Origin of the sequence: Pseudarthrobacter sulfonivorans (assembly GCF_024391045.1) — a bacterium.
Lineage (GTDB): Bacteria > Actinomycetota > Actinomycetes > Actinomycetales > Micrococcaceae > Arthrobacter > Arthrobacter sulfonivorans_B.
Window position 1 is genome coordinate 96,637 of record NZ_JANFCZ010000006.1, and the last position, 18,346, is coordinate 114,982.

General features: G+C 66.4%; 15 protein-coding genes. 11 read left to right on the forward strand and 4 right to left on the reverse strand.

Features of this window, described 5'->3' with window-relative positions; genetic code table 11:
• Positions 1-11 precede the first annotated feature (11 nt).
• From carA to NQJ30_RS06105, 9 genes are all read left to right on the forward strand, one after another.
• Positions 12-1,238 carry a glutamine-hydrolyzing carbamoyl-phosphate synthase small subunit gene (gene carA, locus NQJ30_RS06065; RefSeq protein WP_255768936.1) on the forward strand — a complete coding sequence of 409 codons (1,227 nt, stop codon included), beginning with the start codon at positions 12-14 and terminating at the stop codon, positions 1,236-1,238.
• On the forward strand, positions 1,238-4,576 hold the full coding sequence (gene carB / locus NQJ30_RS06070) for a carbamoyl-phosphate synthase large subunit (protein ID WP_255768937.1): 3,339 nt from the start codon (positions 1,238-1,240) through the stop codon (positions 4,574-4,576). Before carA ends, carB begins: the two co-directional genes overlap by 1 nt.
• On the forward strand, positions 4,569-5,432 hold the full coding sequence (pyrF, locus tag NQJ30_RS06075; RefSeq protein ID WP_255768938.1) for an orotidine-5'-phosphate decarboxylase: 864 nt from the start codon (positions 4,569-4,571) through the stop codon (positions 5,430-5,432). Before carB ends, pyrF begins: the two co-directional genes overlap by 8 nt.
• Positions 5,433-5,568: 136 nt before the next feature.
• The gene (mihF, locus tag NQJ30_RS06080) at positions 5,569-5,886 is read left to right on the forward strand and encodes an integration host factor, actinobacterial type (protein ID WP_255768939.1); all 318 of its coding nucleotides are present in this window, start codon (positions 5,569-5,571) and stop codon (positions 5,884-5,886) included.
• 45 nt (positions 5,887-5,931) lie between these two features.
• The gene (gene gmk, locus NQJ30_RS06085; RefSeq protein ID WP_255768940.1) at positions 5,932-6,507 is read left to right on the forward strand and encodes a guanylate kinase; all 576 of its coding nucleotides are present in this window, start codon (positions 5,932-5,934) and stop codon (positions 6,505-6,507) included.
• Between the two features lie 36 nt (positions 6,508-6,543).
• Positions 6,544-6,804 (forward strand): DNA-directed RNA polymerase subunit omega, encoded by a 261-nt coding sequence (rpoZ, locus tag NQJ30_RS06090; protein WP_026264487.1) that lies wholly within the window; start codon positions 6,544-6,546, stop codon positions 6,802-6,804.
• Positions 6,805-6,831: 27 nt separating this feature from the next.
• The gene (gene coaBC, locus NQJ30_RS06095; protein WP_255768941.1) at positions 6,832-8,079 is read left to right on the forward strand and encodes a bifunctional phosphopantothenoylcysteine decarboxylase/phosphopantothenate--cysteine ligase CoaBC; all 1,248 of its coding nucleotides are present in this window, start codon (positions 6,832-6,834) and stop codon (positions 8,077-8,079) included.
• Between the two features lie 79 nt (positions 8,080-8,158).
• Positions 8,159-9,394, forward strand: a complete 1,236-nt coding sequence (gene metK / locus NQJ30_RS06100; protein ID WP_255768942.1) for a methionine adenosyltransferase — start codon at positions 8,159-8,161, stop codon at positions 9,392-9,394.
• Between the two features lie 88 nt (positions 9,395-9,482).
• Positions 9,483-11,645, forward strand: a complete 2,163-nt coding sequence (locus NQJ30_RS06105) for a primosomal protein N' (protein ID WP_255768943.1) — start codon at positions 9,483-9,485, stop codon at positions 11,643-11,645.
• Positions 11,646-11,655: 10 nt separating this feature from the next.
• Here the strand turns inward: NQJ30_RS06105 and NQJ30_RS06110 are convergent, their stop codons facing one another.
• The 4 genes from NQJ30_RS06110 to NQJ30_RS06125 are packed head-to-tail and all read right to left on the reverse strand — an operon-like array spanning position 11,656 to position 15,539.
• Entirely contained in the window at positions 11,656-12,747 is a 1,092-nt protein-coding gene (locus NQJ30_RS06110; protein ID WP_255768944.1) for a glycosyltransferase family 4 protein, read from the reverse strand.
• On the reverse strand, positions 12,744-13,673 hold the full coding sequence (locus tag NQJ30_RS06115) for an alpha/beta fold hydrolase (protein WP_255768945.1): 930 nt from the start codon (positions 13,671-13,673) through the stop codon (positions 12,744-12,746). Before NQJ30_RS06115 ends, NQJ30_RS06110 begins: the two co-directional genes overlap by 4 nt.
• 11 nt (positions 13,674-13,684) lie before the next feature.
• On the reverse strand, positions 13,685-14,554 hold the full coding sequence (locus tag NQJ30_RS06120; RefSeq protein ID WP_255768946.1) for an aldo/keto reductase: 870 nt from the start codon (positions 14,552-14,554) through the stop codon (positions 13,685-13,687).
• A gap of 10 nt (positions 14,555-14,564) precedes the next feature.
• On the reverse strand, positions 14,565-15,539 hold the full coding sequence (locus tag NQJ30_RS06125) for a sugar-binding transcriptional regulator (RefSeq protein ID WP_255768947.1): 975 nt from the start codon (positions 15,537-15,539) through the stop codon (positions 14,565-14,567).
• Between the two features lie 161 nt (positions 15,540-15,700).
• Between NQJ30_RS06125 and NQJ30_RS06130 the strand changes: the two genes are divergently transcribed.
• Together NQJ30_RS06130 and NQJ30_RS06135 are read left to right on the forward strand one after the other, a co-directional pair.
• Positions 15,701-17,476: a glycerol-3-phosphate dehydrogenase/oxidase gene (locus NQJ30_RS06130; protein WP_255768948.1), complete on the forward strand. Its 1,776-nt coding sequence runs from the start codon at positions 15,701-15,703 to the stop codon at positions 17,474-17,476.
• Between the two features lie 90 nt (positions 17,477-17,566).
• The gene (locus NQJ30_RS06135) at positions 17,567-18,316 is read left to right on the forward strand and encodes an MIP/aquaporin family protein (RefSeq protein WP_255768949.1); all 750 of its coding nucleotides are present in this window, start codon (positions 17,567-17,569) and stop codon (positions 18,314-18,316) included.
• Positions 18,317-18,346 lie beyond the last annotated feature (30 nt).

Genomic DNA, 18,346 nt, shown 5'->3' on the forward strand with positions numbered 1-18,346 from the left:
AACCTCACGCAGTGACAAAAACAGCACCACAAGCAGAGACTGCGTCACCAGCAGCCACCCCCGCCGTCTTCGTCCTGGAAGACGGACGCATGTTCCGCGGCAGGAGCTACGGCGCGCAGGGCACCGCCCTGGGCGAGGCCGTGTTCGCCACCGGCATGACGGGCTACCAGGAAACCATCACGGACCCGTCCTACGCCCGCCAGCTCGTGGTCCAGACCGCCCCGCACATCGGCAACACCGGCGTCAACAGTGACGACGCCGAGTCCCGGCGGATCTGGGTGGCCGGCTACATCGTCCGCGACGCGGCGCGACGTCCCTCCAACTGGCGTTCGGAACGCTCCCTCGACGAGGAGCTCATCGAGCAGGGGATCGTGGGCATCCAGGGCGTGGACACCCGCGCCATCACCCGGCACCTGCGCGAACACAAGACCATGCGTGCCGGCATCTTCTCCGGCGAGGCTGCCAAGGCATCGGACCAGGAACTCGTAGACGCCGTCCTGGCCAGCGCCCCCATGGAAGGTGCGCGCCTGGCGGAGGAAGTCAGCGTGGACAAGGCCTATGTGGTGGAGCCCAAGGACCACGGCTGGGACGGTGAACCCCGGTTCAGCATCGCCGCGGTGGACCTCGGCATCAAGGCCATGACTCCCACCCGCTTCGCCGAGCGCGGCGTGCGCGTGCACGTCCTGCCCGCCACCGCCACCCTCGAGGACGTGAAGGCAGTCAACCCGGACGGCTTCTTTATGTCCAACGGCCCGGGCGACCCCGCCACGGCCGATGCCCAGGTCAAGCTGCTCCGCTCCGTCCTTGACGAGAAGCTGCCCTACTTCGGCATCTGCTTCGGCAACCAGATCCTGGGCCGCGCGCTTGGCTTCGGCACCTACAAGCTCCGCTACGGCCACCGCGGCATCAACCAGCCGGTCATGGACCGCCGCACCGGCAAAGTGGAAATCACTTCCCAGAACCACGGCTTCGCCGTGGACGCCCCGCTCGACGGCGCCACCCAGGCCCCCGAAGAGCGCTACGGCCGCGTCGAGGTCAGCCACATCAGCCTGAACGACGACGTCGTGGAAGGCCTCGCATGCCTGGACATCCCGGCATTCTCGGTCCAGTACCACCCGGAAGCGGCCGCCGGCCCGCACGACGCCGCCTACCTGTTCGACCGTTTCATCGACCTGATGGCGGACACCAAGAACGGCGCAGAGAACACCACCGATTCCAAGACTGAGGACAAGAAGTAATGCCGAAACGTACAGATCTCAAAAGCGTCCTCGTCATTGGTTCCGGCCCGATTGTCATCGGCCAGGCCGCCGAGTTCGACTACTCCGGCACGCAGGCACTGCGTGTCCTCAAGGAGGAAGGCCTCCGGGTCATCCTGGTGAACTCCAACCCGGCCACGATCATGACGGACCCCGAGTTCGCCGACGCCACCTACATCGAGCCCATCACCCCGGAGGTGGTGGAGAAGATCATCGCCAAGGAACGGCCGGACGCCATCCTCCCCACCCTCGGTGGCCAGACCGCACTGAACACGGCCATCGCCCTGGACAAGAACGGCGTGCTCGAGAAGTACAACGTGGAGCTCATCGGCGCCAACATCGCCGCCATTGAACTCGGCGAGGACCGGGAAAAGTTCAAGGGCGTGGTGGAACGCTGCGGTGCCGAATCGGCACGCAGCCACATCATCCACACCATTGACGAGGCCCTGAAGGCGGCCGAAGACCTCGGCTACCCGATGGTGGTCCGGCCTTCCTTCACCATGGGCGGCCTCGGTTCCGGCCTGGCCTACGACGAAGCCGATCTGCGCCGGATCGTCGGCCAGGGCCTGCAGTACAGCCCCACGTCCGAGGTTCTCCTTGAAGAGAGCATCCTCGGCTGGAAGGAGTACGAGCTTGAAATGATGCGGGACAAGAACGACAACGTGGTGGTTGTCTGTTCCATCGAGAACTTCGACCCCGTGGGTGTCCACACCGGCGACTCCATCACCGTGGCGCCTGCCCTGACCCTCACGGACCGCGAATACCAGCGCCTGCGCGATATCTCCATCGCCGTGATCCGTGAAGTCGGCGTGGACACCGGCGGCTGCAACATCCAGTTTGCCGTCGAGCCGGACACAGGCCGCGTGGTGGTCATCGAAATGAACCCCCGCGTCTCCCGCTCCTCGGCGCTGGCCTCAAAGGCCACGGGTTTTGCGATTGCCAAGATCGCCACCAAGCTCTCCCTCGGCTACACCCTGGACGAGATCCCCAACGACATCACACAGAAGACCCCCGCGTCCTTCGAACCCACCCTGGACTACGTGGTGGTCAAGGTCCCGCGCTTCGCCTTCGAGAAGTTCCCCGCGGCGGACAACACCCTGACCACCACCATGAAGTCGGTGGGCGAAGCGATGGCCATGGGCCGCAACTTCACCGAAGCCCTGCAGAAGGCACTGCGCTCCCTGGAACAGAAGGGCTCGCAGCTTAACTTCAGCTCCGTGCCCGAATGGGAAGTCCCGGAGCTCATCGAAAAGGCCAAGCGGCCCACCACTGAGCGGCTGCACCAGGTCCAGCGTGCCCTGCTCGGCGGCGCCACGGTGGAACAGCTCTTCGAAGCCACGAAGATCGATCCGTGGTACCTGGACCAGCTCCAGCTGCTCAACGAGATCTCCCACGAGATCCGCAAGGCCGGCTCCCTGACGGTGGAAATGCTCCAGCGCGCCAAGCGCCACGGCTTCTCGGACGAGCAGATCGGTGCCCTCACGCACAACTCCGAAGCCGTGGTCCGCGGTGTCCGGCAGGCCCTCGGCATCCGCCCCGTCTACAAGACCGTGGACACCTGCGCCGCCGAGTTCGCCGCGTACACCCCGTACCACTACTCCTCGTACGACGAGGAGGACGAGATTGCGCTGCACGCCAAGCCGTCCATCCTGATCCTGGGCTCCGGACCCAACCGCATCGGCCAGGGCATCGAGTTCGACTACTCCTGCGTCCATGCCTCCATGGCGCTGCGCAAAGCCGGTTACGAGACAGTCATGGTCAACTGCAACCCGGAGACCGTCTCCACCGACTATGACATCTCCACCCGCCTGTACTTCGAGCCGCTGACGCTCGAAGACGTCCTGGAGGTCATCGCCGCTGAAGAGCGCACCGGTGGCGTCATGGGCGTGTTCGTGCAGCTCGGCGGCCAGACCCCGCTCAAGCTCGCGCAGCAGCTGGCCGACGCCGGCGTCCCCATCCTGGGCACCTCCCCGGAGGCCATCGACCTCGCCGAGCACCGCGGCGAATTCTCCCGGGTGCTCGACAACGCCGGGCTGATCGCCCCGAAGAACGGCACCGCCGTGTCCTTCGAGGATGCCAAGAAGATCGCGGACGAAATCGGCTACCCCGTCCTGGTCCGACCCTCCTACGTGCTGGGCGGCCGCGGCATGGAAATCGTCTATGACGAGCCCAACCTCTCCCGCTACATCGCCAACGCCACCGAAATCACCCCGGACCACCCGGTGCTGATCGACAGGTTCCTGGAGGACGCCGTCGAAATCGACGTCGACGCCCTCTTCGACGGCACGGACATGTACCTGGGCGGCATCATGGAGCACATCGAAGAGGCCGGCATCCACTCCGGTGACTCCGCCTGCGTCCTGCCCCCGATCACCCTGGGCAACAACGTGCTCGAGCGCGTCCGCACCGCAACCCGGGCCATCGCCGAGGGCGTGGGAGTACGCGGCCTGATCAACATCCAGTTCGCGCTGGCCTCGGACGTGCTTTACGTCCTGGAAGCGAACCCGCGGGCATCCCGGACCGTACCGTTCGTCTCCAAGGCCACCGGCGTGCAGATGGCCAAGGCCGCGGCCCTGATCGGTACCGGCGTCACCATCAACCAGCTCCGCAGCGCGTACAAGATGCTGCCGGAGACCGGCGACGGCTCCACCCTGCCGCTCGATGCGCCGGTCTCGGTCAAGGAAGCGGTGCTGCCGTTCAGCCGCTTCCGCACGCCTGAAGGCAAGGTGGTGGACTCCCTGCTCGGCCCGGAGATGCGTTCCACCGGTGAAGTGATGGGCATCGATAAGCACTTCGATACCGCTTTCGCCAAGAGCCAGGCGGCCGCGAACAACGCCCTGCCCACGGAAGGGAAAATCTTCGTGTCCGTGGCCAACCGCGACAAGCGTGCCGTCATCATGGCCATCAAGCGCCTGTCGGACCTCGGCTTCGAAATTGTCTCCACCGGCGGCACCGCCGATGTCCTGCGCCGCAACGGCATCCAGGCCAGCACGGTTCGCAAGGTCGCCGAAGGCAGCAGTGCCGAGGGCGAAGGAACCATCGCGGACCTGGTCATTGCCGGCGAGATCGACATGGTGTTCAACACGCCCTCCGGCGGGGAAGCCCGCAGCGACGGTTATGCACTGCGCGCCGCCGCCACGTCCATCGGCATCCCCTGCATCACCACGGTGGCCGAAATCAACGCCGCGGTACAGGCCATTGAGGCGATGCGCACCTACGAGTGGTCGGTCACCAGCCTGCAGGAGCACGCCGCTGCCCTGGTGGCGTCGCAGGCCGCTGCCGCGGAGGCCGCCGCAACGCAGGTTGCGCAGCATGCCTGAGTCCGGCTCCGCAGCTTCCACCGGCCGGGAGTCGTTCGGCTCCCGGCTGGGTGCGGCCATGGCCGCCCGCGGCCCTCTATGCGTCGGCATTGACCCGCACCCCGCGCTGCTGAGGAGCTGGGGACTGGACGACGACGCCGCCGGGCTGAGGCGGTTTTCGCTGACCGTCCTGGACGCCGTGGGTTCGCTCGCTGCCGCGGTGAAGCCGCAGGTGGCGCTTTACGAGCGCCACGGGTCGGCCGGCATGGCGGTGCTGGAGGAAGTCCTGGCCGCTGCCCGGGGTCAGGTGCTCTCGATCGCCGATGCCAAGCGGGGAGATATCGGCTCCACCATGGCCGCCTACGCGGACGCCTGGCTGCGGGACGGGTCGGCGCTTGCCGCCGACTCGGTGACGCTGAGCCCGTACCTTGGCTTTGAGTCGCTGCGGCCGGCCCTTGACTTGGCTGCGGACTACGGACGGGGCGTCTTTGTCCTCGCCCTGACCTCCAACCCGGAGGGCGCCTCCGTCCAGCACGTCGGCGGCATCGATTCGGTGGCGCGCCGGATCACCGAAGCAGCCGCGACGGAGAACGGCCGGTACGACGGGACCCTGGGCTCCGTGGGACTGGTGGTGGGGGCCACGGTGGGCTCGGCGCTGGCTGACCTGCAGCTGGACCTGAGGGCCGTCCGCGGGCCCATCCTTGCTCCCGGGCTGGGTGCACAGGGCGCCACCCCGGCCGACCTTCGCCGGACGTTCGGTGCGGCCTACCCGCAGGTGCTGGGAACCTCGAGCCGGGACATCCTCGCTGCCGGTCCCGGCGTCCAGGGGATCCAAGGTGCGGCCCGGCGGACGCTCGACGGACTTCTTGAGGGCTGACCTGCGGTTGTCCGGTTCAGGCCTGCACCGTTAAAGCCAGGGTCCATTGATTCGAAGGGCACCAAAGGGTAGTTTCAGGACAAGTCCAACGGCGGCCGCCATTGGGCGCAGCTGAAAATTCCCGGGGGTGTCCTCCATGAGCCTGCGACCCTTATCCGCGTCAGAACGCGCTGATGCCCTGCAGAAAGCTGCCGCGGCACGGGCAGCCCGTGCCGCGGTCAAGGAACGGCTCAAAAACGGCGAGACGTCGGCGGCGGACATTATCAGTTCGGCGGCCTCGGACGATGCCTTGGCGCGGATGCGGGTGGCCGAACTGTTGGAGGCCTTGCCCGGCATCGGCAAGGTCCGGGCAGCGGCCATTATGGAACAGCTGGGAATCGCGGCGTCCCGGCGGGTCCGGGGCCTGGGCATTCACCAGCGCCAGGCGCTGGTAGATTTTATAGACGAGAAGTAGGGCGAATAACTCTTCGTCGATCCATACACCGCCGCAAAGGAATATGTGAGCAAGAAACCGGGACTGACAGTCCTCGCAGGTCCGACGGCTGTTGGCAAAGGCACCGTGTCCACCTACATCCGGGATAACTACCCGGAAGTCTGGCTTTCCGTATCGGCCACCACCCGCGCCCCGCGCCCCGGTGAGCAGGACGGCGTCCACTACTTCTTCAAAACCAAGGATGAGTTCGAAGCCCTGGTGGCGGCCGGAGAGCTGCTGGAGTGGGCTGTCGTCCACGGCCAGAACACCTACGGCACGCTCAAGAGCACCGTGAACCAGGCCATCGCGGACGGCAGGTCCGTGCTCCTGGAAATTGACCTGCAGGGTGCCCGCCAGGTCAAGGAGGCTGTTCCGGACGCGCAGTTCGTCTTCCTGGCGCCCCCCACGTGGGACGAAATGGTGCGCCGGCTGGTGGGCCGCGGCACGGAAAGTGCCGACGAGCAGCAGCGACGCCTGGAAACCGCTAAACTGGAACTTGCCGCTGAACCGGAGTTTGACCATACCGTCATTAATGACGACATTCGCCGGGCAGCGGACGAGCTTGTTTCACTCATGGGGCTGACCCCGCACCCGCATCAGTAGCCGGTATAAGCCAGCCCGTTAGAATTTGGAGAATTCGTGTCCACGAACCTTGAAGGCATCATCAACCCGCCGATCGACGATCTGCTGAAGGTAGCTGATTCCAAGTACGGCCTGGTGATCTTCGGTGCCAAGCGTGCACGTCAGATCAACGCTTACTACGCCCAGCTGCACGAGGGCCTGTTCGAGTACGTCGGCCCACTGGTCGACACCAAGCTGAACGAGAAGTCGCTGTCCATCGCCCTGCGGGAAATCAACGAAGGCAAGCTCGTGTCCACGCCGATCGAAGCCGCAGAGTAAGCCAGACTGCCTGTTGACGGAGGTCACGTGCGCATAGTCCTCGGAGTCGGGGGAGGGATTGCGGCCTACAAGGTCGCATCGCTCCTCCGGCTTTTTACTGAAGCCGGCCACAACGTCACGGTGATTCCCACCGAGGCGGCCATCCGCTTTGTGGGGGTTGCCACCTGGGAGGCCCTGTCCGGCAACCCGGTCAGCAACAGCGTCTTCGACGACGTCCATCAGGTCAACCACGTCCGGCTGGGCCATGAGGCGGACCTCATCGTCGTGGCACCGGCCACGGCCGACCTTCTGGCCCGCGCCGCCACGGGACAGGCCAGCGACCTCCTCACCAACACGCTGCTGATGGCCCGGGGGCCTGTTTTGTTCGCCCCGGCCATGCATACGGAGATGTGGCAGCACGCAGCCACCCGCGCCAACGTGGAGACCCTGCGCAGCAGGGGCGTCGCCGTCCTCGAGCCTGCCAGCGGCCGGCTGACCGGCGCCGACTCCGGCCCGGGCCGGCTGCCCGAACCGGAAGCCATCTTCGACGCTGCCATGGCCCTCGGCCAGGGCCAGTCCGATTACCAGCTTCCGCTGGCCGGCCGGACCGTGACCATCAGCGCCGGCGGCACCAGGGAACCCCTGGATCCCGTCCGGTTCCTTGGCAACCGGTCATCCGGCAAGCAGGGCGTCGCGCTGGCCGTTGCGGCCCGCAACGCCGGTGCCACCGTAAGGCTCATCGCAGCCCACATGGACGTCCCGGCCCCGGCCGGCGTTGAGGTGGTGACGGTCGAGACGGCCCTCCAGCTGCGCGAAGCCGCGCTGACGGCGGCAGCTGATTCCGACGTCGTCATCATGGCCGCCGCGGTGGCGGACTTCCGCCCTGCCGAGATCTCCGGCACAAAGATCAAAAAACGCGATGACACGGCGGACCCCGTCATTACCCTGGTCCGCAACCCGGACATCCTGCAGGAGCTGGTGGAGGCGCGCCACGCTGCGGAGCATCAGGCCGCCCGACGCCACCAGCTGATCGTTGGCTTCGCGGCCGAAACCGGCGACAGCCAGGGCGATGTCCTGGCCTACGCCGAGGCGAAGCTCAAGCGCAAAGGGTGCGACCTCCTGGTGGTCAACCACGTGGGAACGGACAAGGTCTTCGGGCAGGACACCAACTCGGTGGTCATCCTGGCCCGTTCCGGCGCCGAACCACAGCTGGCGGCCGGGTCCAAGACTGAAGTTTCGGCCGCCGTGATAACGAGGGTCAGCCAGGAACTGAACCACGTTTCACCCCGCGCCTGACCGGCAGCCGGACAGCGTTTTCCTTAGCACGGGGACACACGCGGCCGGACGTCCGATTCCCAACCAGTAAGGTAGTTGAGTGACTTTACCGCTGCACATTCCCCACACCCACGGGGCCACGCCCTCCGCACTCCGGCTTTTCACGTCCGAGTCCGTCACTGAAGGCCACCCGGATAAAATCTGCGACCAGATCAGTGACGCCATCCTCGACGCGCTGCTTGCCGTGGACCCGGAATCACGCGTCGCCGTCGAGACCATGGCCACCACCGGCCTGGTCCACGTTGCCGGTGAGGTCACCACCGACGCCTACGTGGAAATCCCGCAGATCGTCCGCGAGACCATCCTCGGGATCGGCTACGACTCTTCGGCCAACGGTTTCGACGGCGCCCGCTGCGGCGTGTCCGTGTCCATTGGCCAGCAGTCCAACGACATTGCCGGCGGCGTCTTCAACTCGCTGGAAGCCCGCGAAGGCCGCCAGGAAGACGACTACGACCTCCAGGGTGCAGGCGACCAGGGCCTGATGTTCGGCTACGCGAGCGACGAAACTCCGTCCTACATGCCGACGCCCATCTGGCTGGCACACCGGCTCTCCGAACGCCTCACCGAAGTGCGCAAGTCCGGTGAACTGTCCTACCTTCGTCCTGACGGCAAGACCCAGGTCACGGTGGGCTATGACAAAGACGTGCCGGTTTCCGTGGAGACCGTGGTTATCTCCAGCCAGCACGCCGAAGGTACCAACCTGGACCGTTTGCGCGCCGACCTCGCGTCCTTCGTGATTGCGCCGGTGCTGGCAGCGGCCAACCTGGACGTCTCCCGCGCCGCCAACATCCTGAACCCGGCCGGCGAGTTCGTCATTGGCGGACCCGTGGGCGATGCCGGCCTGACCGGCCGCAAAATCATCGTGGACACCTATGGCGGCATGGCCCGCCATGGCGGCGGCGCCTTCTCGGGCAAGGACCCGTCCAAGGTGGACCGGTCCGCGGCCTACGCCATGCGCTGGGTAGCGAAGAACGTGGTGGCCGCAGGCTTGGCCAAGCGTGCCGAGATCCAGATCGCCTACGCCATCGGGCAGGCCCGCCCGGTGGGCACCTACGTGGAAACGTTCGGCACTGAAACGGTGGACCCCGCGAAGATCAGCGCCGCCATCGCGGAAATCTTCGACCTCCGCCCGCGCGCCATCATCGACGCCCTGGACCTCAAGCGTCCCATCTACGCCAAGACGGCCGCGCACGGCCACTTTGGCCGCGACGATCCCGACTTCACCTGGGAGCGGCTGGACCGCGTGGATGACCTGAAGGCCTTCTTCAACGCCTAGCCTGCCGGTAACGCCCAGCCCATCGCCGGCCCCGGCTGAGAATGTCAGGGCCAGGTGATGTGCTGGTCGGTGAAAGGGGGTGGCAGCCATGGCAGCACCGGAGAGCGTCCGCACCGGGCCTGAGTTTCCGGATGCCCTGCAGCCGTCCCTGCTTCAAGGGTTTCCGGCCCCGCCGCCGCAGAGCGGCCCCCCGCTGGCGCCCCGCCTCCCGGTGGCCAGGGTAGTGGTCGAGTCGTCGCTGCCGCACCTTGACCGCCCTTTTGACTACAGTGTGCCGGCCGAACTGGACCAGGCCGCCCAGGCCGGCGTCCGGGTCAAGGTCCGTTTCAACGGGCAGGAACTCGGCGGGTTCATTATTGAACGCATCGCAGAGTCCGACGCCGGCCACACCCTCGTGCCGCTGCACAAGGTGATCTCTCCGGTCGCCGTCCTCACACCCGCCGTGCGGGACCTGGTGAACGCCGTCGCCGCACGGTACGCGGGAACTGTCAGTGACGTGCTGCGGGTGGCAGTGCCGCCGCGCATGGCACGGCTGGAGAAGGACTTCCTCGCCGAAGCTGCGGCGGAGGCCGGTCCGCGGCCTGAACCGGAAACAGCCGGAACGGTTGCCGGGGCACCGACCGGTGACCCCGCCGTCGTGCCTGGCGCACCGGGGGAAGGCGGCTGGGCAGGCTACCGCAACGGTCCCGCCTTCGTCCGCCATCTGCAGGAGGGCGGCTCTCCGCGGGCGGTCTTCAGCCCGCTCCAGGGCTACGGCCCGGCTGCGTGGCCGCAGCTGATTGCGGCGGCCGTTGCCGCTGTCCGCGCCTCCGGTCGTGGCGCCGTGGTGGTGGTGCCCGATTACCGCGACCTCAACCAGCTTGAGGCGGCGCTGCTGGAGGTGCTCCCGGCAGACGACGTCGCCCGGCTGACGGCTGATGACGGACCCACACCCCGCTACCGGAATTTCCTGCGCCTTCTCGCCGGCTCCGCACGGGTGGCCATCGGGACACGCTCCGCTGCGTTCGCTCCCGTCCGGGACCTCGGTCTCGTGGTCTGCTGGGACGACGGCAACGACCTCCACATCGAACAGCGCGCCCCGTACGCGCACGCACGCGAGCTGCTGCTGCTCCGCGCGGACCAGGAGGGCACTGCGTGCCTGATGGCAGGCCATGCCCGGAGTACGGAACTGCAGCGGCTCGTGGAAGCGGGCTGGGCCATGCCGGTCGAGGCGGAGCGGGCGCTGGTCCGGCGGACAGTTCCCCGCGTCCTGAACACTGCCGACAGCTTTGAACAGGAACGTGACCCGCTCGCCCTGGTGGCCCGGCTTCCCGGTGCCGCCTGGCGGGCAGCCAAGGAAGGCCTGGAACGCGGGCCGGTGCTGGTGCAGGTGGCCCGGGCCGGCTATGCGCCGTCGCTGGTGTGCGAGACCTGCCGGGAGCCGTCCCGCTGCCAGTCCTGCCAGGGACCCCTGGCGTTGGCGGGGGCCAGCTCGGCTATTCCGCAATGCCGCTGGTGCTCCACGCCCGCACCGGAGTGGCAGTGTGTCCATTGCTCCGGACGCAGGCTTCGGAAAGGCGCCACCGGTGTCCTGCGGACCGCGGAGGAACTGGGCCGCGCGTTTCCCGGCAAGGCTGTGGTCACGTCCTCCGGCGATCACGTCAAGGCGGGGGTAGGGACCGAGAAAGCCCTGGTGGTGGCCACGATCGGCGCCGAACCGGTGGCTGAGTCGGGCTATGCTGCCGCGCTCCTGCTTGACGGCGACTCGCTGCTGCGCCGTGAAAATCTGCGGGCCGGCGAGGACACAGTGCGCCGCTGGTTCAATGCCGCAGCGCTGGTGCGTCCCGCGGCCGACGGCGGCCTGGTGGTCATTACGGCAACGGAGAGCGTCGCCGTCGGTGCCCTGCTGCGATGGGATCCGGCCGGGTACGCCCGGCGCGAACTTGAGCTCCGCATGGAACTCCGGTTGCCCCCGGCTGTCCGGATTGCGTCGGTAACCGGGCCGCGGTCCGCCGTCGTCCATTTCACGGCAGCCGTGGAGCATCAGCTGGCGCCGGCGGGCGTTAAACTGCGGACCGCTGGTCCGGCCCCTGTGGTGCTCACGGGTCCGGCGGCGGCCAAACAGGGCGATGACGTCCGCACCCTGCTGTTCTTCCCTTACGGGCAGGCTGGCGCCGTGACCCGGGTGTTGCGGTCCACCAAGGCAGCGGTTGCTGCAAAGCGCACTGAGGAGCCGGTGCAGGTCAGGCTGGACGGCGTGGACGTCCTGTAGCGGGTATCCGCTACTGCGGACGCTTGCCGCGCGAACGCGCGGTCACAATGTCGTGGGCGGCATCCACGAGTTGCCGGGCCGAGTCTTCCCAGCTGAATTCCCCCGCACGGGCCACGGAGCGCCTCGAAACGTCCTGCCAGTGCTCGCCGTCGCCCAGTTTCGCAACGGCCGCGCCGAACGCGGCGGGGGAGTCGGGGTCGACGTACGAGGCGGCGTCGCCGCCCACTTCCCGGAAGATCGGGATGTCGCTGGCGATGACCGGAGTGCCGAGGGACATCGCTTCCACCAGCGGCAGCCCGTAGCCTTCGGCGCGGGAAAGGCTCACCAAGGCGGTGGCGCGTTTGAGCAGGACCGCGTATTCATCGTCCGTGACTCCGTTGTGGAACACCACCTTCGCGCCCGCGGGGACCATGATCTCCAGTTCGGCGCGCCGTTCGGGGGTGACCCTGCTCAGCAGGTGCAGCGTGAAGTCCGGCAGCCCGGCCATCCCGGCAATCAGGGTTTCCACGTTTTTGTAGGGCATGAACGATCCCATATAGACCAGCGTATGGTCGGATCCGTCAGCTGGATTCCGCGGTTCCTGGGCCGGCTGCGGCGCGTTGCCGATGATCCGCACAGGCCGGCTGGTCAGCCGGTACTTGGCCATCAGGGCTTCAGTGGTGCTGCTGATGGTGGCCACGATGTCCGCGCGGTTCAGGAGGAGGCGTTGGGGCCAGAAGGCCTTGTGGTACAGGCGCCACAGGACACGCACCGGCGCCGGCAGGAATCCCGGCGGCGCGGGGTGCTCGTAGTAGATGAGGTCGTGCAGGGTCAGCACCAGCCCGTACTTGCGTCCCCAGCTGCCCATGGTCTGCATCGGACAGACCACCACATCGGCGCCAAGCGGGTTGATCCTGCGGGCCACAAAGAGCTCCGCCGGGGACAGGGGGCTGTTGATCAGTGTGTAGGGCACGTCCGGGAGTAGGGCGAGTTGCCGGCGGTCGCTGATGAGCATGGACACGTCCGCGATCCCGGCAGTCGCTGCGATCAGGCTTGCCCCATAGCGGCTGATGCCGTCGTGGTGGTCGTTCCGGGTAAAACGGGCATCGATGACAATCTTCACGCGGGGTGGTCCTTAAGGAAGCTGCGGATGAAACCGGCGGCCGGCGCGGGCGTTTCGTAGTGGATGAGATGCCCGACGCCGGGAATGACTTTGAGTTCCCCGTCCGGCAGGAGCGCGGCGAGGCGGTGCTGGTCCGGCAGGGTGGCGATCTCATCCTTCTCACCCGCCACCAGCAGCACCGGCAGGGTCAGTTTGTCGGCAACTTCCGCCACGTGGGCGCTGACGGATGCCGTGAATGACTGGAGGAGGCTTTCCCGGTCAGCGAAGGCACTGAAGTAGGCGTGGTGCTGGCCGTGGATGAAGCGGCGCAGGTCCCGGTCGCTCGTTTTGGCCATGGTCTCGCTCATGACCCGGACGATCATGGAGTTGCGCAGCAGCGCCAGGCCCAGCGGCCGGGGGAGCCGCGCGGCCAGCCGGTAGTACAGGACGGCCAGCCTTGTCATGACGCCCTTGGGACCTTCCAGGGCCGGTGCGGCGATCGGATTGATGAGGATCAGCGGCGTAACTGCCCCTGGCTGCGCGGCCACAAAATGGGACGCGATGATCGAACCGAACGAATGTCCCAGCAGCACAGTGTCAGGGCCTAAATCCAGTGCCGCCATGAAAGAGCTGATGAATGCGCCGTACTGTTCCACCGAGTGCGCTCCTGCCGCGAAGGCGCCAGAACTGCCAAAGCCCGGGAGGTCCGGCATGATGACCCGCATGTCGGGCAGCTGGTCCGCCACCCGGAGCAGGCCATGGTGATCGCCGCGGAACCCGTGGATGACCAGGATGGTGCGCGTTTCCGCCGTGGTTTGGACGGGTTCATACGTCCAGTACGCCACGGTGCTGCCGTCCAGATCGATTTCTGCGGCGCGGGTGCGGGCTGCCAGCCCGGGGCTGAAATAGGCCGGCACGTCAGACGGCAGGCGGGTGGCTGTCCTCATGAATCCCGGTCCTAGTTGACGTTGTCAGGGTGGGAGCCGGTGCGCTGCCCGCGCTCAAGCTCGGCCAGGGCCGCCATGTCCCGTTCGGACAGGCTGAAGCCGAAGACGTCCAGGTTTTCCCGGATCCGGGCCTCCGAGCTCGCCTTGGGGATGGCAATGTTTCCCAGCTGGACATGCCAGCGCAGGACGATCTGCGCGGGTGTCCGGCCATGCTCGGCGGCGAGGGCCACCACCACGGGGTCTGCCAGTACCTGCCCGCGGCCCAGGGGGCTCCAGGCCTCCGTCAGGATTCCCAGCGCGCTGTGCTTCTCCCTCAGTTCCGCCTGCTGGAGCCAGGGGTGGAGTTCTATCTGGTTCACTGCCGGCACCACTTCGGCGCTGTCCAGCAGCCGGTCCAGGTGTGCGGGCTGGAAGTTGCAGACGCCGATGGCCCGCACCTTCCCTTCGCGGTACAGCGTCTCCAGGGCACGGTACGTTTCCGTGAACAGGCCCCGCCGGGCACAGGGCCAGTGGATGAGGTACATGTCCACGTAGTCCAGGCCGAGGTTGACCATGGACGCATCAAACGCCTGCAGTGTCTTGTCGTACCCCTGGTCGTCGTTCCAGACCTTCGTGGTGACAAAGACGTCCTCACGCCGGAGCCCCGGCGAGGATTCGCCGGAACCGCCGCTCCCGCCGTCGGAATCAACCGCTGCGCCGAGGGCCCGCGCCACACCAACTTCGTTGCCGTACATGGCGGCCGTATCGCAGTGGCGGTAGCCACTGCCCAACGCAATGGACACCAGTGAGGAGGCGTCGGTCACGGGAACCTTGTAGAGCCCAAACCCCAATTGGTCGATCAGCACACCGTTGTTGAGACTAAGCCGGGGAGAAGGTTTCATAGGACTGACTTTACCCATTCGCAGGGGCCACGCCTTCGAAGCCCACCAGACGGCGCGCGGTGGCTTCATCGAGAATCAGGTCGGTGGCCAGGCCCGCAGTGAGGGCCCCGCGGAGACCATTGATCTTGGATGCCCCCGACACCACGCAAATCCGGCGGCGGACCTGCCGCAACTGTGAGAGGGCCGGGCCGGTGGACCGTTCGTTCAGCACAATGCCATCGGAGGATCCGTCACGGCGGAAAAAGACGGTGGCGACGTCACCCACCACATCGGAATGGGCAAGCATCCTGAGGTCGTTTTCGTCCAGGTAGCCGCCGGCGTAGACGTGGCTCGGGTAATCGGCTTCGACAGACCCGACCCCGAAAATGGCGATGCTCATCCGCGCCTGCAGATCAAGGATGCGCTGCACGCTGCGTTCCTGCCACATGGCGGCCTTTGTTGCCGCATGGTCAAAAAACGCGGGCACGGGGAACTGCTCCACGCGCGCGCCGTAGGCACTGCCAAACCGGCGCATGATGTCGCTCGCGTAGGTGATGCCGGTGGTGTGCATGTTGCCGGCGCCATTGAGCTGGACCACCACAGTGTCGTGGGTGATCTTGCGGGTCAGGTGCCTACTGACTGCACTGAGCGTCGAGCCCCACGCAACGCCGAGGATTGCGTTGGAATCCACCAGCGGACCAATCGTGCGCGCTGCCTGCAGCGCCACACGGTCAAGGGTTTCAGCCTCATTGAGTGACTCCAGGACCGGCACCACGTGTACGTCCACGTTGTACTCCCGCCTGATCATGCTCTCGAGCTCGGGGCCGGTATCCAGCGGATTGCGGATCTGGATCTGGACCAGGCCCGTTTCCCGGGCCGCGGAAAGGAGCCTCGACACGGTGGACCGGGACGTCCGAAGCTCCCGGGCGATGGCATCCATGGTCAGGTCCTGAAGGTAATACATCTGTGCAGCCCGGAGTGCATCCGAGTGGCGGGAGCGCGTCATAGGCCATCCAAACTGCACGTTTGTGCAAAGAGCTTGACTACATTTTCCATTACTCCAAACAATAGTTGAAGAAGGGCGGCTGACCTGCGAAGGTAGCCCCAAGGACTAAACCCAAGGAGCAGTTTTTGGGACTCAAGGACTCATCCCGCCAGCCTCACAGCATGCCTGCGAAAAAGACTGGGCCGCGAGCCGCGGCCCAGTCTTTGAAAGAGCGGCCGCAGGCCAGGGTGCTGATCATCGGCGGGGGTATCAACGGTGTGGGCACCTTCCGGGACCTCGCCCTCCAGGGAGTGGATGTTGCGCTGGTAGAGCGCGGCGACTACTGCCAGGGAGCGAGCGGCGCATCGTCACACATGATCCACGGCGGGATCCGCTACCTGGAAAACGGCGAGTTCCGGCTGGTCCGCGAGTCGGTGGTGGAGCGCAACCGCCTGATCCGGATCGCGCCGCACTACGTGAAGCCGCTCCAGACCACCATTCCCATTTTCAGCACCTTTTCCGGCGTGATGTCCGCCCCGCTGAGGTTTCTAAGCCACAAACAGCAGGGCAAACCCAAGGAGCGTGGGGCGTTCCTGATCAAGCTGGGCCTGAGTATCTACGACTCCTTCTCCCGCGACGGGGGCACGGTTCCGCGGCACCAGTTCCGGGGCCGCAAGCGGGCACTGGCGGAACTGCCCCGGCTGCACCCCGGCATCAAGTACGCAGCCACCTACTTTGACGCGTCGGTGCATAATCCCGAACGTCTCACCCTGGACGTGCTCCAGGACGGTGAGAAGGCCGGCCTGGCGAATCCAGGCCCGGCAGGCAGCACGGCCAGGGCCAGCAACTACGTCTCGCTGCAATCAATGGGCCGCGAAGTCCCCGCAGGAAACGGCAGCACAACAAACGGCAGCACGGTTCAACTTCGCGACGAACTGACGGGTGAGCTCTTCGACTTCACCGCAGATGTCATTGTGAACACCACCGGGGCCTGGGTGGACCTGACCAACGAGGCCATGGGGGCGGCGTCCCGCTTCATGGGCGGCACCAAGGGATCTCACATTGTGCTCGACCACCCTGACCTGCTTGATGCCTGCAAGGGCCGGGAGATCTTCTTTGAACACACCGACGGCCGGATTGTCCTGATCTATCCCATGGGGGACAGGGTCCTGGTAGGCACCACGGACGTGGACGCCGACATGGCCCGGGATGCAGTCTGCACGGACGAGGAGATCGAGTACTTCCTCGAGCTGATCGGGCACGTCTTCCCGGAGGTCCCCGTTGACCGCGGGCAGATCGTCTACACGTTTTCCGGCGTACGCCCGCTGCCGCGCCACGACGCGACCCAGCCGGGATTTGTTTCCCGGGACTACCGGATTGAACGGCAGGCAGGCGGCCGGGGCGCCGTCGTGTTCAGCCTGGTGGGCGGCAAGTGGACTACGTTCCGGGCGCTGGCCGAACACCTGGCCAACGACGTCCTGGCCGAATTGGGCATCGAACGCCGGGTGTCGACGGCGAAGCTGGCCATCGGCGGGGGCGCCGGGTTCCCGGTGGACGAGCCGGGCGTCCAGGCCTGGATCAAGGCCCACGTGTCCGCTGACCGGGGTGCAGACCGGACGGCCCTCCTGCTCACCCGCTACGGCACCAGGGCTGAGGAGGTCATAGCCTTCCTTGACGCCGGTCCGGACCGGCTGCTGCGCTCAACCCGTGAGCTCAGCGTCCGCGAGCTTGAATTCATGGCCCGCCATGAGCAGATCGGGCACCTGGCCGATGTGCTCATCCGCCGGACATCCCTCGCCTTCCGGGGGCTGGTCACCGGCGAGTTGCTCAATGAGGTGTCGGAGGCGCTGGCCGGTCCACTGGGCTGGGACAGTGCAGCACAGGCCCGGGAGATCCAGCACGCCGAGGAGGTTTTGGAACGGTTCCACCGAATTCAGGTCCACAGCCTGGTCGCTTAGTCTGCCCGGCTGCAGCCGGAGCGTTAACGCGCTCCGGCTCAACGGTCCTTCAACCCGCGAAGGACTGAAAACAAAAATAAGGAGTCAACGATGTCTCTTGGAATAGTTTTTCTTTCCGAAGTCTTCGGAACCGCGATGCTCACCCTGCTGGGTTGCGGCGTCGTGGCCAACGTGGCCCTGAAAGGCACGAAAGGTAACAGTGGCGGGTTCCTGATGGTCACGTGGGGGTGGGGTATCGCCGTCTTCTGCGGTGTCTTTGTCGCCGCCAAGTCCGGAGCCCACCTCAATCCCGCCGTGACCCTCGGCCTGCTGGTGAACGGCAAGGCCGAGTTCGCCCCCGGGGTCAAGGTGGATGTGGCATCCACCCTGACCTACTTTGGCGGTGAACTGCTGGGCGCCTTCCTCGGCGCAGTGGTCTGCTGGCTCGCCTACAAGCAGCACTTCGATGATGAGCCCGCGCAGGCCTCCAAGCTCGGCGTCTTCTCCACCGGCCCTGCCATCCGCTCCAACCCGTGGAACCTGGTGACGGAAATCGTCGGCACCTTCGTGCTGGTCTTCGTGATCCTCACCCTGGGCGGAACCCCCTCCGGACTGGGCCCGCTGGCCGTAGCCCTTTTGGTGGTGGGCATCGGTGTTTCACTGGGCGGCCCCACCGGCTACGCCATCAACCCCGCCCGTGACCTCGGACCGCGCATTGCCCACGCCCTGCTGCCCATCAAGGGCAAGGGCAGCAGTGACTGGGCCTACTCGTGGATTCCGGTCGTGGGACCCCTGGTGGGCGGGGCCTTGGGCGGAATCCTTGCCAAAGTTGTTCCCATCATCATCACCGCCGCATCCTGACCGATCAGCCACCCACCCCTGCATACAGAC

What these genes read in the sequence shown, in the direction of transcription:
- carB (WP_255768937.1), top strand. Translation starts at nt 1,238, where the DNA reads ATGCCGAAACGTACAGATCTCAAAAGCGTCCTCGTCATTGGTTCCGGC.
- pyrF (WP_255768938.1), top strand. Translation starts at nt 4,569, where the DNA reads ATGCCTGAGTCCGGCTCCGCAGCTTCCACCGGCCGGGAGTCGTTCGGC.
- mihF (WP_255768939.1), top strand. Translation starts at nt 5,569, where the DNA reads ATGAGCCTGCGACCCTTATCCGCGTCAGAACGCGCTGATGCCCTGCAG.
- NQJ30_RS06105 (WP_255768943.1), top strand. Translation starts at nt 9,483, where the DNA reads ATGGCAGCACCGGAGAGCGTCCGCACCGGGCCTGAGTTTCCGGATGCC.
- NQJ30_RS06115 (WP_255768945.1), bottom strand. Translation starts at nt 13,673, where the DNA reads ATGAGGACAGCCACCCGCCTGCCGTCTGACGTGCCGGCCTATTTCAGC.
- NQJ30_RS06120 (WP_255768946.1), bottom strand. Translation starts at nt 14,554, where the DNA reads ATGAAACCTTCTCCCCGGCTTAGTCTCAACAACGGTGTGCTGATCGAC.
- NQJ30_RS06125 (WP_255768947.1), bottom strand. Translation starts at nt 15,539, where the DNA reads ATGACGCGCTCCCGCCACTCGGATGCACTCCGGGCTGCACAGATGTAT.
- NQJ30_RS06130 (WP_255768948.1), top strand. Translation starts at nt 15,701, where the DNA reads ATGCCTGCGAAAAAGACTGGGCCGCGAGCCGCGGCCCAGTCTTTGAAA.
- NQJ30_RS06135 (WP_255768949.1), top strand. Translation starts at nt 17,567, where the DNA reads ATGTCTCTTGGAATAGTTTTTCTTTCCGAAGTCTTCGGAACCGCGATG.